The 14877-nt window shown below is 71.6% G+C and carries 12 protein-coding genes, 1 tRNA gene and 1 pseudogene; 10 read left to right on the forward strand and 4 right to left on the reverse strand.

Features of this window, described 5'->3' with window-relative positions:
* Positions 1–195: 195 nt before the first annotated feature.
* On the reverse strand, positions 196–1755 hold the full coding sequence (locus tag ACH4XV_RS43095) for a potassium/proton antiporter (protein WP_395799128.1): 1560 nt from the start codon (positions 1753–1755) through the stop codon (positions 196–198).
* A gap of 239 nt (positions 1756–1994) precedes the next feature.
* On the opposite strand from ACH4XV_RS43095, the gene ACH4XV_RS43100 reads away from it, so the two are divergent.
* The gene (locus ACH4XV_RS43100) at positions 1995–5303 is read left to right on the forward strand and encodes a penicillin acylase family protein (RefSeq protein ID WP_395799130.1); all 3309 of its coding nucleotides are present in this window, start codon (positions 1995–1997) and stop codon (positions 5301–5303) included.
* 18 nt (positions 5304–5321) lie between these two features.
* Here the strand turns inward: ACH4XV_RS43100 and ACH4XV_RS43105 are convergent, their stop codons facing one another.
* On the reverse strand, positions 5322–5909 hold the full coding sequence (locus ACH4XV_RS43105) for a 5-formyltetrahydrofolate cyclo-ligase (protein WP_395799132.1): 588 nt from the start codon (positions 5907–5909) through the stop codon (positions 5322–5324).
* A gap of 91 nt (positions 5910–6000) precedes the next feature.
* Here ACH4XV_RS43105 and ACH4XV_RS43110 point away from each other — a divergent pair, with 91 nt between their 5' ends.
* The 9 genes from ACH4XV_RS43110 (at position 6001) to ACH4XV_RS43150 (ending at position 13671) form a co-directional block, all read left to right on the forward strand.
* The gene (locus ACH4XV_RS43110; protein WP_395799134.1) at positions 6001–6744 is read left to right on the forward strand and encodes a GGDEF domain-containing protein; all 744 of its coding nucleotides are present in this window, start codon (positions 6001–6003) and stop codon (positions 6742–6744) included.
* Between the two features lie 9 nt (positions 6745–6753).
* Entirely contained in the window at positions 6754–7680 is a 927-nt protein-coding gene (gene galU, locus ACH4XV_RS43115; protein WP_395799136.1) for a UTP--glucose-1-phosphate uridylyltransferase GalU, read from the forward strand.
* Positions 7677–8897 carry a gephyrin-like molybdotransferase Glp gene (glp, locus tag ACH4XV_RS43120; protein WP_395799137.1) on the forward strand — a complete coding sequence of 407 codons (1221 nt, stop codon included), beginning with the start codon at positions 7677–7679 and terminating at the stop codon, positions 8895–8897. Before galU ends, glp begins: the two co-directional genes overlap by 4 nt.
* Before the next feature lie 240 nt (positions 8898–9137).
* A complete protein-coding gene (moaC, locus tag ACH4XV_RS43125) occupies positions 9138–9605 on the forward strand; it encodes a cyclic pyranopterin monophosphate synthase MoaC (RefSeq protein WP_235618915.1) in 468 nt (155 codons plus the stop codon).
* An 8-nt stretch (positions 9606–9613) separates the two neighbouring features.
* Positions 9614–10291 carry a molybdenum cofactor biosynthesis protein B gene (locus ACH4XV_RS43130; protein WP_395799139.1) on the forward strand — a complete coding sequence of 226 codons (678 nt, stop codon included), beginning with the start codon at positions 9614–9616 and terminating at the stop codon, positions 10289–10291.
* Positions 10276–10905, forward strand: coding sequence for a GNAT family N-acetyltransferase (locus tag ACH4XV_RS43135; RefSeq protein WP_380009184.1), 630 nt, complete (start codon positions 10276–10278; stop codon positions 10903–10905). Before ACH4XV_RS43130 ends, ACH4XV_RS43135 begins: the two co-directional genes overlap by 16 nt.
* 287 nt (positions 10906–11192) lie before the next feature.
* The gene (glpR, locus tag ACH4XV_RS43140) at positions 11193–12404 is read left to right on the forward strand and encodes a gephyrin-like molybdotransferase receptor GlpR (RefSeq protein ID WP_395799141.1); all 1212 of its coding nucleotides are present in this window, start codon (positions 11193–11195) and stop codon (positions 12402–12404) included.
* 49 nt (positions 12405–12453) lie between these two features.
* Positions 12454–12527 (forward strand) — tRNA-Ala (locus ACH4XV_RS43145).
* Between the two features lie 307 nt (positions 12528–12834).
* Positions 12835–13671 carry an SGNH/GDSL hydrolase family protein gene (locus ACH4XV_RS43150; RefSeq protein ID WP_395799143.1) on the forward strand — a complete coding sequence of 279 codons (837 nt, stop codon included), beginning with the start codon at positions 12835–12837 and terminating at the stop codon, positions 13669–13671.
* A 293-nt stretch (positions 13672–13964) separates the two neighbouring features.
* Here the strand turns inward: ACH4XV_RS43150 and ACH4XV_RS43155 are convergent, their stop codons facing one another.
* Both ACH4XV_RS43155 and ACH4XV_RS43160 read right to left on the reverse strand, forming a co-directional pair.
* Positions 13965–14546: a TetR/AcrR family transcriptional regulator gene (locus tag ACH4XV_RS43155; RefSeq protein ID WP_395799145.1), complete on the reverse strand. Its 582-nt coding sequence runs from the start codon at positions 14544–14546 to the stop codon at positions 13965–13967.
* 40 nt (positions 14547–14586) lie between these two features.
* Positions 14587–14877 (reverse strand): annotated as a pseudogene (locus tag ACH4XV_RS43160) (phospholipid carrier-dependent glycosyltransferase); the annotation flags it as partial.

The following is a 14877-nucleotide window of genomic DNA, read 5'->3' on the forward strand; positions in this document are numbered from 1 at the left end:
AAGCGTCCACCGGGGTAGATACCGAAGCGTTGTGCCTCGGCCGCCGTGCGGTCACGACGCCAGCCCTGCGTCAGGCAGAGTCGGTGTGTGCAGTGGAATCGGCGTCCGGGGCACCCTGGGGTGCCCCGCCGACGATCAACCATACGATTGTATCCCAGGCACATCCGGTCCGGGCCGACGGCGAGGCGCCGCGCCTCAGGTGTCGCCCTTGACCCCGAACCAGCCCGCGAGCTTGCCGCCCCGGCTGACCGCGCGCAGTCGGTCCTCCGTCTCGTCGCGCACCGCGTCGGTGGTCACCACGAGCAGGTCGTCGCCGCGCCGCAGCACGGTGGTCGGCTCGGGGACGAAGCTCCCGTCCTCGCGCACGACCAGGGTGACCGCGGCCCCGCGCGGCAGGCGGAGCTCGCCGACCTCCACGCCGTGCATCCGCGAACCCGTCGGCACGTTCACCGACAGCAGGTGGCCGTGCAGCTTCTCCAGCGGCGCGGACTCCACGCCGAGGTCGGTCGGCTCGTCGGCACCCGCGAAACCGGCCTTGCGCGCTATCCACGGCAGTGTGGGCCCCTGGACCAGGGTGAACACGACGACCAGCACGAAGGTGATGTTGAACAGCCGCTGGGCGTCGGGGATGTCCTTCACGATCGGGATGGTCGCCAGCACGATGGGCACCGCCCCGCGCAGGCCCGCCCAGGACAGGATCAGCTGCTCGCGCCACGGTATGCGAAACGGCGACGTGGTCACGATCACCGACAGCGGCCGGGCCACCAGCAGCAGGATGGTGCCGATCACCAGCGCCGGGACCACCGCGCTGCCCAACTCGTGCGGGGTGACCAGCAGTCCGAGCAGGACGAACAGCCCGATCTGGGCGATCCAACCGAGCCCCTCGGCGAAGCCGCGCGTGGCCGGGCCGTGCGGCAGTTGCGAGTTGCCCAGGATCAGCGCGGTCAGGTAGACCGCGAGGAACCCGCTGCCGTGCGCCAACGCGCCGCCGGAGTAGGCCAGCACGCACAGCGCCATCACCGCGATCGGATACAGGCCGGAGGCCGGCAGCGCGACGTGGCGCAGGCCGAGCGCGCCGAGCCGGCCGACCGCGAGGCCGACCGCCGCGCCTATCGTCAGCTCCAGGCCGATCTCGCCGAGGATCCTGTACCAGGGTTCAATGTGGCTCGTGTGGGCGAACGTGACCACCAGGATCACCACCGGCGCGTCGTTGAAGCCGGATTCGGCCTCCAGCAACCCGGTCAACCGGTGCGGCAGCGGCAACTTGCGCAACACCGAGAAGACCGCGGCGGCGTCCGTGGAGGACACGATCGCGCCCATCAGGATCGCGGTCGACCAGTCCACGTCGAGCACGATCCTGGTGGCCAACGCGGTGACCGCGACGCTCACCCCGACCCCGACGGTGGACAACACCGCCGCCGCCGGCACCGACGGCCTGATCTCCTTCCAACTGGTGGCGATCCCGCCCTCCGCGAGGATCACTATCAGCGCGGCGTAGCCGAGCGTCTGGGTCAGTTCGGCGTTGTCGAAACCTATGCCGAGGCCGTCGGCCCCGATCACCATTCCGAGTCCGAGGTAGAGCAGCAGGCTCGGCAATCCGGTGCGGGTCGCCAGGCGGACCGCTATGACGGCGGACAGCATGACGAGGGCACCCAGGAGCAGGACCTGGTTGAGCTCGGGCACGGACACGTGCGTCACCTCCGGCGGTCGTCGGTCCGGCCACCCCCCAGGCGGCCGCACGGAGTGCTTGAACATGAAGGCAGACGACGACGGGCGAAGCCGGCGCCGCGAATGCGCAGAGAATCAGCGGGCCTTGGAACGGGGGGCCCTGCCGCGCCGGCGAACCGGCGATCAATTACCTACGCCTGGCAAATATTTTACCAAAGCGAAGGATCCATACCCCACAGGGGTCCCGTCTCGTACCGGTGGCTGTGCTGTCGACGACACTCGGCTTTTAAGGTGTCCCTTGCCGCACCGACCGCATAAGGACCTTGATGCCTCCCTCGAAGACGCCCGACCCGGAGCAGCCCCCCGGTGGCCAGGACGCCTCATCCTCCGGGTGGGACGACTGGCCCACGGGCGAGTGGCCCACATCGCAGTGGGCCGCGGCGGATCCGGTCGCGGCCCAGCGGCGCGCGGAAGAACGCGCGGAGCGTGAGCGCCGGGCCGCGCCCGAGCCGTACGCCGAACCCGAGCCGTACGCCCCGCAAGAGCCAGGGCAAGAGCAAGAGCCCTACGTCCAGCCCTACGTCCCGCAGGAGCCGTACGCGCCGCGGCAGGACCCCCATCCGGCGCAGGAGCCCCACGCCGGGCAAGAGCCGTACGCCCTAACGGAGTCACCCGCCCACGAGGAGCCCTACCCGCCCCTGGAGCCGTACGCGGAGCCGGCCGCGGGGTCGGTCCCGCCGCCCGCCGCGGCGCCCGTACCGCCCGCGCCGCGCGCCGCCGAGCCACCGCCGGCCGCGCCCGCGCCCGTACCGGCACCGATCCCGGCACCCGCACCCTCGCCCTCCGCCGAGACCGGCTCCACCGCCGAGCCCGCGCCCGCGTCCGCCGCGCCCGGCGCCCCGGCCGACACCGAGGCCGCCGAGCCCGCCGCCGGCGGCACCGGCAAGGTCAAGGAACGATCGAACACCCCCAAGGGGCCGTCCAAGGCCTGGCGCCGGTTCCGGCTCACCGCCATCGTCTTCGTCGTGGTGCTCGCCATCGCGGCCGGCGGACTCGGCTGGTGGGGCTGGCAGTTGTCCCGCGACTCGTTCCCGCAGACCAGTGGCACCGTGCGGATCGCGGGGCTGACCGGCAAGGTGGACGTGGTCCGCGACGCCCAGGGCATCCCGCAGGTGTACGCCGACACGTCCGAGGACCTGTTCCGGGGGCAGGGCTACGTACACGCCCAGGACCGGTTCTGGGAGATGGACGTACGCCGGCACATGACCGCGGGCCGGCTGTCCGAGATGTTCGGCTCCGGGCAGGTGGACAACGACAAGTTCCTGCGCACGCTCGGCTGGCGCAAGGTGGCCGAGCAGGAATACGCGGCGCTGGCCCCGGAGTCGCAGAAGTTCCTCCAGGCCTACGCCGACGGGGTCAACGCCTATCTGAAGGACCACAAGGGCGCCGACGCGTCGTTCGAATACGCGCTGCTCGGTCTTGTGCACGACGGCTACAAGGCCGAGCCGTGGACTCCCGTCGACTCGGTCGCCTGGCTCAAGGCGATGGCGTGGGACCTGCGGACCAACATGCAGGACGAGATCGACCGCGCGCTGCTGTCCGACAAGCTGACGGTCAACCGGATCGATGAGCTGTACCCGCCGTACCCGTACGACACGAACAAGCCGATCGTGCGCAACGGCGACATCGTCAAGGACGGCAAGACCGAGCGCTTCGCCCAGGACGCGCCCCCGCCGGCGCCGTCCAAGAACGCGCAGTCCGCGCTGGCCAACCTCTCCGAGTCGTTGTCCAAGCTGCCCTCGCTGTTCAGCGAGAAGTCGTCGGGCGTCGGCTCCAACTCGTGGGTGGTGGCCGGCAGCCGCACCACCACCGGCAAGCCGCTGCTCGCCAACGACCCGCACCTGTCGCCGTCGCTGCCGTCGGTCTGGTACCAGATGGGGCTGCACTGTCGCGCGGTCGGACCGCAGTGCCAATACGACGTCTCCGGCTACACGTTCTCCGGCATGCCCGGCGTGATCATCGGCCACAACCAGAAGATCTCCTGGGGCTTCACCAACCTCGGCGCCGACGTGACCGACCTGTACCTGGAGAAGGTCCAGGGCGACGGCGTGCTCTACGACTCCAAGTGGGAGCCGTTCAAGGAGGTCCGCCAGGAGACCATCAAGGTCGCCGGCGGCGCCGATCGCCGGATCACCGTGCGCACCACCCGGCACGGACCGATCCTGACCGACGCGGTCGACGAGTCCGACGACCTGAAGCAGGTCGGCAAGGACGCGCCGATCCCCGACCTGAGCCCCCAGCGCGAGGACGGCTACGCGGTCGCCCTGCGCTGGACCGCGCTCGACCCGGGCAGTTCGATGGACGCGCTCTTCCAACTGGACCGGGCACAGAACTGGAACGACTTCCGCGCCGCGCTGAAGAACTTCGACGCGCCGTCGCAGAACGCGATCTACGCCGACGTCGAGGGCCACATCGGCTACCAGGCGCCCGGCAAGATCCCGCTGCGCCGCAGCGGCGACGGCCGGTGGCCGGTGTACGGGTGGGACCCGAAGTACGACTGGCTGGGCACCATCCCGTTCGAGTCGTTGCCGAACGTGTACGACCCGCAGGAGGGCTACATCGTCACCGCGAACAACGCGGTGACCTCGCCGGCGTACCCGTATCTGCTGACCTCCGACTGGGGGTACGGCGCCCGCAGCGCGCGGATCGAGGAGATGATCACCAAGGCGCCGGGCAAGATCGATCCGGCGATGATGCAGAAGATGCAGGTCGACGACGTCAACCCGGTCGCGCAGTTCCTGGTCCCGGCCCTGCTGGCGGTGCGGATCGACGATCCGTGGGTGCGCGAGGCGCAGGACCTGCTCAAGGACTGGGACAAGCGCAATGACGCCGACTCCACGGCCGCGGCGTACTTCAACGCGGTGTGGCGTCAGGTGCTGATGCTCGCGTTCGGCGACAAGATGCCGTTCTCGGTCCGGGCCGACAACGACTGCGCGAGCAACGCGGACAACACGCACGTGCAGTGCGGTGACCGGGACGACTCGACCGCGCAGCCCGACGGCGGCGACCGGTGGAACGAGGTCGTACGCACACTGCTGGCCACCCCGGAGAGCCCGTGGTGGAACATCTCCAAGAACCCGGGCGCGATCACCACCCGCGACGGGCTGCTGCACAAGGCGATGACCGAGGCGAAGAAGGACCTCACCGCCCGGCTCGGCAAGGACATCGACACCTGGTCGTGGGGCCGGCTGCACACGCTGACCCTGCGCAACCAGACCCTGGGCACCGGGGGTCCGGGCGTGGTCAAGTGGATGCTCAACCGGGGGCCGTACGGGATGTCCGGCGGCGAGGGGCTGGTCAACGCGACCGGCTGGAACGCCGCGCAGGGCTACGAGGTGACCACCGTGCCGTCGATGCGGATGGTGGTGGACATGTCCGACCTGGACGCGTCCCGGTGGATCAACCTGACCGGCGCCTCCGGGCACGTGTGGCACGACAACTACACCGATCAGACCGACCTGTGGCGCAAGGGCAAGACGCTGCCGTGGGCGTTCACGCCGGCGGCGGTGGACAAGGCGGCCAAACACCGGCTGACCCTGCTCCCGGCCGGTCCGGCGGCGCCGGGCAAGGCGTGACGGGCGCCCGCGGCGGTGCTACCGGGTGAACCGGTACACCGCCGCGGGCGTCACCGCGACGTCCACGGGCACGTCGTGCGGCTCGGCCGGCACCCGATCGAGCACCTCGTCGTCGTACAGCAGCACCACGGTGACCGCCGCCTCCGGTACCCGGGCCAGCGCCCGGTCGTAGGACCCGCCGCCGCGCCCCAGTCGCATCCCCCGGCGGTCCACCGCGAGTCCGGGCACCACCAGCACATCGGCCGTGCGCACCGCCTCCGGGCCCAGCCGCGGTCCGATCGGCTCGCGCAGCCCGCGCCCGGCCGGCACCAGCGACGCCGGCCCCTCGTACAGCGCCCAGTCCAGGTCGTTGTCGGCCAGCAGCACCGGCAGCAGCACCCGCCGGGTCGCCCCGGCGGCCAGGTCCTCGGCCAGATCCCGCCCACCCGGCTCGGAGCCCACCGGCACATACGCCGCGACGGTGCCCGCGGCGGCGATCTCGGGGAGCGCGAGGAGCGCGCCCCGGAGCGCGCGACTTGCCGCGACACGCCGGTCCGACCCGACGCGTGACCGTGAGTTCATCAACTGTGACCTCAGCGTGGCCTTGTCGTTGAGGATGTCCTTCATGCTGTTCCCTGAATGACGTGTTTGGACGGGTTACCGAAGGAGTCCGCGCAATCGACACAGTTCGCGCCATCGCACCGGACCCGGATCCCGCATGAGCCTGACTTTCGAACGCCTTTTGATCATCCTGCTCGTCGGCGCGCTCGCGGTCGCGGTCGGCTCGCTGACGGTCGCCGTACGCCGGTTGCGCGCGATCGCCGGCAACGAACTGCCCGAACTGCGGCACGAGGTCACCCGGTTGGAGCTGAACCGGGCCGAACTGGAGCGGCTGTCGGTCACCGACCCGCTGACCGGCGTGTGGAACTACCGCTATCTGCAACTCGTGCTGGACCGCGAGGTGATGCGGGCGACCCGGTTCGGTCGGCCGCTGGGGCTGCTCATGCTCGACCTCGACCACTTCCGCGCGGTCAACGAGCGGCACGGCCACCAGGGCGCGAGCGCGGTGTTGCGCGAGGTGGCCCAGCGGCTGGCCCTGGAGATCCGCCAGGTGGACACCATCGCCCGGTACGGCGGCGAGGAGTTCGTGATCCTGCTGCCCGAGACCGACGCGGCCGGGGCGGCCAAGGTGGCGGAGCGGCTGTGCTACGCCGTACGCCGGGGCACGTTCGGCCCGGCGACCGACCCGGTCCCGCTGACCATGGCGATCGGCACCGCCGTGCTGCCCGCAGACGGCACCCACGCCACGACCCTGCTGCGCGCCGCCGACCGGGCGCTGGCCCGGGCCAAGCGGGCGGGCGGCGACCGGTTCTGCGGACCGGACCCGGCCGAGACCGGGCCGGCGGCCGACAACCGGCCAATCGCCGGGCTTCATGGCACCCCCGGCGACCTCACCCGTTAGTGTGCGGCCATGTCTGCGCGTCATGTGTTCCGGCTCACCAAGGCGGTCGTGCCCGCCGCCGGCCTCGGTACCCGCTTCCTGCCGGCGACCAAGGCCACACCCAAGGAGATGTTGCCGGTCGTGGACACTCCGGCCATCCAGTACGTGGTCGAGGAGGCCGTCGCGGCCGGGCTCACCGACGTACTGATGATCACCGGGCGCAACAAACGCGCCCTGGAGGACCACTTCGACCGGGCCTACGAACTCGAACACGCGCTGGCCGCCAAGGGCGACGTGGACCGGCTCAAGCTGGTCCGCGAGTCGAGCGAGTTGGCCGCGATCCACTACGTGCGCCAGGGCGACCCGCGCGGCCTCGGGCACGCGGTGTCCTGCGCCCGGCCGCACGTGGGCGACGAGCCGTTCGCGGTGCTCCTTGGCGACGACCTGATCGACCCGCGCGATCCGCTGCTCGCCACGATGCTGCGGGTGCGGAGCGAACTCGGCGGCAGCGTCGTGGCGTTGATCGAGGTCGACCCGGCGCAGGTGCACCTGTACGGCTGTGCGGCGGTGGAACCCCTGGCCGAGGGCGTCTCCGAGCCCGGCGTGGTGCGGGTGACCGACCTGGTGGAGAAGCCGGAGACCGGGACCGCGCCGAGCAACTACGCGGTGATCGGCCGTTATCTGCTGGACCCGGCGGTGTTCGACGTGCTGGAGCAGACCCCGCCCGGTCGGGGCGGCGAGATCCAGTTGACCGACGCCCTGCGGGTGCTCGCGAAGCGCGGGCCGGACGAGGGCGGCACCGTGCACGGCGTGCTGTTCGAAGGGCGCCGCTACGACACGGGCGACCGGGCCGACTATCTGCGTGCCATCGTGAAGCTGGCATGCGAGCGTGAAGACCTGGGGCCCGAATTCCGAGCCTGGTTGAGGCAGTACGTGAACGAGGAGATGCACGGATGAAAAGCGTCGAGGACCATCTGGGCGGGATCCTCGAACGGATCGCCCCGCTCGCGCCCCTCGAACTGCAACTGCTCGACGCGCACGGCAGTCTCCTGGTCGACGAGGTGGCCGCCACCGGCGACCTGCCGCCGTTCGACAACTCGTCGATGGACGGCTACGCGGTGCGGCTGGCCGATGTCGCGGACGCGGGCGAGCAGTACCCGGTGGTGCTCGAGGTGGTGGACGACATCGCCGCCGGCGACACCCCGAAGGTCGCGCTCGGATCGGGCACGTGCGCGCGGATCATGACCGGTGCGCCGGTGCCGGAGGGCACCGAGGCGATCGTGCCGGTGGAGTGGACCGACGCGGGGCTGCCGACCGTGCGGATCACGAAGGCGCCGTCGAGCGGGCAGTTCATCCGGCGGCGGGGCGACGACGTGTCGGCGGGGCAGACCGTGCTGGACGCCGGGACCACGATCGGCTCCGCCCAGGTCGGCCTGCTCGCCGCGATCGGCCGGGAGCGGATCCGGGTCCGGCCCAGGCCGCGCGTGGTGATCCTGTCCACCGGCAGCGAGCTGATCCAGCCCGGCCGGCCGATCGGCCCCGGGCAGATTCGCGACTCGAACAGCTACATGCTCACCGCCGCCGCGCGCGAGGCCGGCGCGATCGCGTACCGCGTCGGCAACGTGCCCGACGACCCCAAGGTGCTGATCGACACGATCGAGGACCAGCTGATCCGGGCGGACCTGGTGGTCACCACCGGCGGGGTCAGCGCGGGCGCCTACGACGTGGTCAAGGAAGTGTTGTCCGAGCTGGGCACGGTCGAGTTCGGCAAGGTCGCGATGCAGCCGGGGATGCCGCAGGGCTTCGGGGTGATCGGCCCCGACGAGACGCCGATCTTCACCCTCCCGGGCAATCCGGTCAGTGCTTTCGTGTCCTTCGAGGTGTTCGTCCGGCCGGCGCTGCTGCGGATGCAGGGTGCCGCGGTCACCGAGCGCCCGACCGTGCGGGCGACCTGTTCGACGGCGCTGACCTCGCCCGGGGGCAAGCGTCAGTTCCTGCGTGCGTGGTACACCCCGCCGGTCGACGGCGTGGGCGAGGGCACCGTCGATCCGGTCGGCGGCACCGGCTCCCACCTGCTCGGCAGCCTCGCCCGGGCGAACGCGCTGATCAGCCTTCCCGCCGAGGTCACCGCGGTGGCCGAGGGCGCCGAGGTGTCCGTGATGCTGCTCGGCTGAGCGGGCGGCGGCGCCTGCGTCCGGGCGCCGCGATCGCGGTCCGGGCGTGCCCGTGCATGCGGGGCGCCCGGTTGTGCCTCTAACGTTGCCCCGACATGAAACGCCGGTTCGACGCACACGGAAGTCGGACACGGACGGCACTTCGACGCCCGCCGCAACGGGGGGCTCACCGTATGGGGTGGACAGTTGACGCGCGGCGCCAAGAACCTCACGCACCTCGACGAGGCCGGCGCGGCCCGCATGGTGGACGTCACGGCCAAGGACGTCTCGGTCCGCACGGGCACCGCGTCGGGCCGGGTGCTCGTGTCGCCGCGGGTGGTCGAACTCCTGCGCGGCGAGGGCGTACCCAAGGGTGACGCGCTGGCCACCGCCCGGATCGCGGGCATCATGGCGGCCAAGCGCACCCCCGACCTGGTACCGCTGTGCCACCCGATCGCGCTGCACGGCGTCGCGGTGGATCTGTCGGTGCACGACGACGCGGTGGCGATCACCGCGACCGTGCGCACCGCCGACCGCACCGGTGTCGAGATGGAGGCGCTGACGGCGGTCTCCGTGGCGGCGCTGACGGTGGTGGACATGGTCAAGGCGGTGGATCCGGGCGCGGTGATCACCGATGTACGGGTCGAGGCGAAGACGGGCGGAGTCTCCGGGGACTGGCAGCGGGACCCGGGGGCAGGGGCCACACAACGGGACGGAGGGCAAGTCTGATGCGAGCCATGGTGATCACCGTGTCCACGCGCGCGGCGGCCGGGACCTACCAGGACGAGAGCGGCCCGGTGATCGTGCGCGGGCTGCAACAGATGGGCTTCGAGACGCGCGGGCCGCAGATCGTGCCGGACGGCGAGCCGGTCGCCCAGGCGCTGCGCGACGCGTGCGCGGGCCACTACGACGTGATCATCACCACCGGGGGGACCGGGCTCAACCCGTTCGACCAGACCCCGCAGATGACCAGTCGGGTGATCAGCTACGAGGTGCCCGGCATCGCCGAGGCGATCCGGATGGAGAACTTCGACAAGGTGCCGACCTCGATCCTGTCGCGCGGCATCGCCGGCGTCGCGATCACCCAGGACTCGCATTGGACCTACCGCAGCCTGATCGTCAACCTGCCCGGCTCGCCGGGCGGCGCGCAGGACGGGATCACGGTGCTGGCGAAGGTGTTGCCGCACGTGGTGTCCCAGCTCCAGGGCGGCGACCACGCGCGCGGCGGCGGTTTCGGCGGCGGGGGCGGTGCCGGCGGGTTCGGCGGCGGGCCGCAGCAGGCTCCGCCCGGCGGCGGCGGGTACCAGGGCGGCTACGGCGCCGGCGGCGGCTACCAGGGTGGCGGCGGCGGGGGCGGCTACCAGGGCGGCGGGGGCTACGGAGGGGCGCAGCAGCCGCCATGGGGCACGCGCTGACCCGCGGCTGGCCCGTGGAACTCGCCGAGGGCCGGGTGACGCTGCGGCCGATCCGGGCCCGGGACGCGGCCGCCTGGCAGGAGGTGCACACCCGCAATCGCGAGTGGCTGCGCCGCTGGGAGGCGACCGTGCCGCCTGGGTCGGCGGCCGGGCGGCGGCCGACCTTTCGGCAGATGGTCCGCTTCCTGCGGGCCGAGGCCGGCGCGGGGCGGATGTTGCCGTTCGTGGTGCTGTACGACGGGCAGTTGGTCGGCCAGGTCACCGTCGCCGGGATCACCTGGGGATCGATGTGCTCGGCGCACGTCGGCTACTGGGTCGACGAACGCGTCGCCGGGCTCGGGGTGATGCCGACCGCCGTCGCGCTGGTGTCCGACCACTGCTTCTTCCGGCTCGGGGTGCATCGCCTGGAGGTGTGCATCCGGCCGGAGAACCGGGCCAGTCGGCGCGTGGTGGACAAGCTGGGATTTCGCGAGGAGGGCCTGCGCCCGCGCTACCTGCACATCGACGGCGACTGGCGGGACCACCTGGCGTACGCGCTGAACGCCGAGGAGGTCCCGGAGGGGCTGTTGATGCGGTGGCGGGCCTATCGGGAGAGCCGGGGGTTCACCTGGTAGTCACCGCCGCCTTCGGAATCTCTTCGATGTCGATCCCGCCATATCGACACATCGATCTCGCGATTTCGCTACTCTCCCGGAGATATGAGCGGTGTCACCTCGGCAGACCCCGGAGCCTCCGGGGGCACGGCTGCCCGGTCGGCCTCGGGGGTCTCGACGACCCCGATCGATCCGGTCGCCTCGATGGCCCCGGTAGTCACATCCGTCACATGGGCATCAGAACGGATCGCACGACACACCGTGCCTAATCCGACGATGCGGTGCCCATCCGGCTTAGCGTGTGAAGCGTGAACGGCAGCGGCCTGATCTACGCAGCGATCGTGGGGGCCTGGGCTGCCTATCTGGTGCCCATGTGGCTTCGCCGACAGGACGAGCTGAACGAGGCCCGGCCGACCGAGCGTTTCACCACCGCGATCCGGATCCTGTCCCGCCGCAGCGCCTTCGAGCGGCGCTCGGCGCGGGCGCTGGCCGAAAAGAGCGGTACGGAGGGCGCCGAGCGTCGCGCCGCCGGTGAGTCCGGGCGCGGTCGGCGGCCGTCGGGGACGGCGGGCGCGGGGCCGGGGGCCGGGGCGCAGGCTTCGGGTGCGCAGGGCTCGGGTGCGCAGGCTTCCGCCGGGCAGTCCTCGGATGGCCAGTCGTCGGTGCCGCAGCAGGCGACCGGGTCGGGTGCCGGGTCCGCCGCCGCGGCCAAGGGCAAGGGTGGTGGTGCGGGCAAGCGCCCCGCCGTGCCGGTGCGTCGGGACGAGGGGCGGGCCGCGCTGCTCACCCGTCGCCGCCGGGTGATCGCGAGCCTGTTCGCCGGCTTCACCGCCGGTGCGATCCTGGCCGGAGTGGCCGGCCTCGCCTGGGTGTGGCTGCCCGCCGTGCCCGGCGTGTTGTTGTCGGCGTACATCGTGCATCTGCGGGTCCAGGAGCGCCGCCGCTACGAGGCGGGTCTGCGCCGGCTGGGCCGACCGGCGGGCAAGCCGGGCACGCCGGCCGACGCCGGCGCGGCGAACGAGGCGCGGGTCCGGGCCCGGACGCGTGAGGCCGCCGACGGCGCCACGGCGGATCCCCGGCCCGCGACGCCGCCGACGGCCGGCGACGGGCGGCAGGTCCGTACCCCGCGTTCGGGCCCCGGCGCGCCGGGTGCGTCCGGCGCCGCGGGAGCGGGCGGCTCGGCCCGGGGTCGACGCGAACGTGCGGCGGAGGAGCCCGCGCTGGCCGAGTGGATCGCCGAGCTGGCCACCGGCGACGGCCCCGACCGGGACGCGTGGGACCCGGTCCCCGTCCCGCTGCCCACCTACGTGACGGCCCCGGTCGTCCCGCGCGGCGACACCGAACAGGAGCCGGAGCGCCCGCAGATCCACGCCGTCCCGGACCCGCAACCGGCCGAGGCACTGCGCCCGCCCACCCCGTTGTTCGACCAATACGCCGAGGACACCCGCACCGGCTACGGCGCTTCGGTCGACTCCCTCCCGCTCTACGAACACGAGTGGCGCCGAGCCGGCAACGAGTGAATACCCGTGCACGAGCCGGCTCGGGGAGGTGGTAATGTTTCTCCTCGTTGGGCCTGTGGCGCAGTCTGGTAGCGCACCTCGTTCGCATCGAGGGGGTCTGGGGTTCAAATCCCCACAGGTCCACACATCACGAAAGCCCCGCCGAATCTCCGGCGGGGCTTTCGTCATTTTCGGATTCCACTGCGTCGTCGTTCGATAAAGGTGCGTCGGGCGGCGCTGGACGCTGGTTTGAATCCGGCCGAGTTGTGGGTGCTCGGTGTGTGAACAGTGATCTTTCGGTCGGGATGGGAATGTCCGGGGGTCGATCGGCCTTGCTCGAAAGAGTGCGTTTCGCGTGGTGACATGCGGGGCGCCGCCGCGTGTAGCGGAGTGTGTTCGGGTGGTTATTACGGTCGCGTAGGCGAGGTGAGCGGTGCCAACATCGGGTGACATGGCCGAGCTTGTGAATCCACACGGGAATCTGTCCGAAATCGACTCTTATGTGGCCATTGGCGACAGCTTTACGGAGGGTGTCGGCGATCCCGGGCCCGACGGGAACTACCTGGGGTGGGCCGATCGGTTCGCGGCTCGGCTGGCGGTGGAGCGGCCGGGGTTGCGGTACGCGAATCTCGCGGTGCGTGGGAAGTTGTTGCATCAGATCGTCGAGGAGCAGGTGCCGCTGGCCATCGCGGCGCGGCCCGATCTGGTGACGTTGTGCGCGGGGGGCAACGATGTGCTGCGGCCCGGGAGCGATCCGGACAAGCTTGCCGCGGAGTACGAGGAGGCGGTCGCCGCGCTGACGGCGACGGGCGCGCGGGTGGTGGTGTTCACCGGGTTCGATACGCGGTGGGTGCCGGTGCTCAAGTTGATCCGGGGCAAGGTGGCCACCTACAACGAGTTGTTGCGGGCGATCGCGGATCGGTACGACTGTGCGGTGGCCGACATGTGGGGGCTCACCTCGCTGCACGATCGGCGGGCCTGGAGCGAGGATCGGCTGCACCTGTCGCCCGAGGGGCACGATCGGGTCGCGCTCAAGGTCGGGCGGGCGCTCGGGCTGGCCGTGGACGGTGACCCCGATGCGCCGTGGCCGGCGGAGGAGGTCGCGGTGACGGCGGGGGCGGCGCGGTTGGAGAACGTGCATTGGGCGCGGGAGCACCTGGTGCCGTGGATCGGGCGGCGGCTTCGGGGGCAGTCGTCGGGGGATCACGTGACGGCGAAGCGGCCGGAGTTGGCGCCCTTGAACTTGACTGCGGCGCCGGTCGCGGAGCGCGCGAGCCGGGCGTCGTAGTGGGTGCGGGTGGGCCCGTCCGGCCGGTCCTCAGGCGCCGGACGGGCTGATTGGTCGGCCCGACTCGGTTGTCCTCAGGCGCCGGACGGGCTGGGTTGGGTTGCGTTCGCCGTTCGGGCGGCGGTTCCCGGGCGCCTGCGGCGGGCGTCCTCAAGCGCCGGACGGGCTGGGTTGGGTTGCGTTCGCCGTTCGGGCGGCGGTTCCCGGGTGCCTGTGGCGGGCGTCCTCAAGCGCCGGACGGGCTGGGATTGGTTGGGTCCGGAGGTTGAGGCTGTGGACCCGTGGCGGGGCCGTCAGGGGGTTGTGGCCGCCTCTGTGGTGGTGCCGAGTAGGAGTAGGTGGGTGGCTCGGCAGATCGTGTGTTCCACCTCTGTCATGGTCATTCGGCCGAAGGCCCAGCTGAAGAGGGCGCCTTCCCAGGCGATGCCGAGCAAGTGGACGAACTCGTCGGCGTTGGTCACCTCGTCGGCCAGGGCCGTGCGGAACATCGTGTTCATGATGCGGTTGATTTCGCGGTGGCAGTCGCCCACGCCCGGGTCGGAGGAGCCGAGGGCGTGGATCAGGGCGGCGGTCAGGCGGGGGTGGCGGGCCATCGTGCGGCAGGTGTCGCGCAGGATCGCGCAGACCCGCTCGGCCGCGTTCGCGCCGTCCGGGCGGGCCGCGCCGCTGCGTTCCAGGGCCGCGATCCACTCCAGGTGGGTGGCCGCGAGCAGGTGGTCCTTCGAGGAGAAGTGCCGGTAGATGGTCGCCGAGGAGAGCCGGGACAGGCGGACCACGTCGCGCATCTGCACGCTGTCGTAGCCGCCCTCCGCGGCCAGGTCGCGGGTCGCGTCGATGGCTCGCCTGCGTATGTCCTGCTCCCGCGTGACGGGCACCGGTGCAGCCTCCCTCGGCATCGACGGCGACATCGCGCCGCTAGATCCAGGTGCTGAACCACATGCGGTCCAGCCATCCGCTGCGGGTGATCGTCTCACCGGTGAAGATCGGGTAGAAGTACAGGAAGTTCCAGGCGATCAGGGCGATGATCGCGACCACGCCCGCGGTGCCCCAGGCGCGTCGGCGTTCGGTGGCTCCGGGTGGGCCGAGGAGTGCGCCGAGCATCATCGTCACCGCCAGGCACAGGAATGGGACGAACGCGACGGCGTAGAAGAGGAAGATCGTGCGTTGCTGGTAGGCCATCCAGGGGAGGTAGGCGGCGGCCAGGCC

This window comes from Embleya sp. NPDC020630 (genome assembly GCF_044334985.1).
Lineage (GTDB): Bacteria > Actinomycetota > Actinomycetes > Streptomycetales > Streptomycetaceae > Embleya.

Coding starts and splice junctions, on each gene's coding strand:
- glp (WP_395799137.1), top strand. CDS start 7,677: ATGAAAAGCGTCGAGGACCATCTGGGCGGGATCCTCGAACGGATCGCC.
- ACH4XV_RS43130 (WP_395799139.1), top strand. CDS start 9,614: ATGGTGATCACCGTGTCCACGCGCGCGGCGGCCGGGACCTACCAGGAC.
- ACH4XV_RS43100 (WP_395799130.1), top strand. CDS start 1,995: ATGCCTCCCTCGAAGACGCCCGACCCGGAGCAGCCCCCCGGTGGCCAG.
- moaC (WP_235618915.1), top strand. CDS start 9,138: ATGGTGGACGTCACGGCCAAGGACGTCTCGGTCCGCACGGGCACCGCG.
- galU (WP_395799136.1), top strand. CDS start 6,754: ATGTCTGCGCGTCATGTGTTCCGGCTCACCAAGGCGGTCGTGCCCGCC.
- ACH4XV_RS43150 (WP_395799143.1), top strand. CDS start 12,835: ATGGCCGAGCTTGTGAATCCACACGGGAATCTGTCCGAAATCGACTCT.
- ACH4XV_RS43135 (WP_380009184.1), top strand. CDS start 10,276: ATGGGGCACGCGCTGACCCGCGGCTGGCCCGTGGAACTCGCCGAGGGC.
- ACH4XV_RS43110 (WP_395799134.1), top strand. CDS start 6,001: ATGAGCCTGACTTTCGAACGCCTTTTGATCATCCTGCTCGTCGGCGCG.
- ACH4XV_RS43095 (WP_395799128.1), bottom strand. CDS start 1,755: ATGTTCAAGCACTCCGTGCGGCCGCCTGGGGGGTGGCCGGACCGACGA.
- ACH4XV_RS43105 (WP_395799132.1), bottom strand. CDS start 5,909: ATGAAGGACATCCTCAACGACAAGGCCACGCTGAGGTCACAGTTGATG.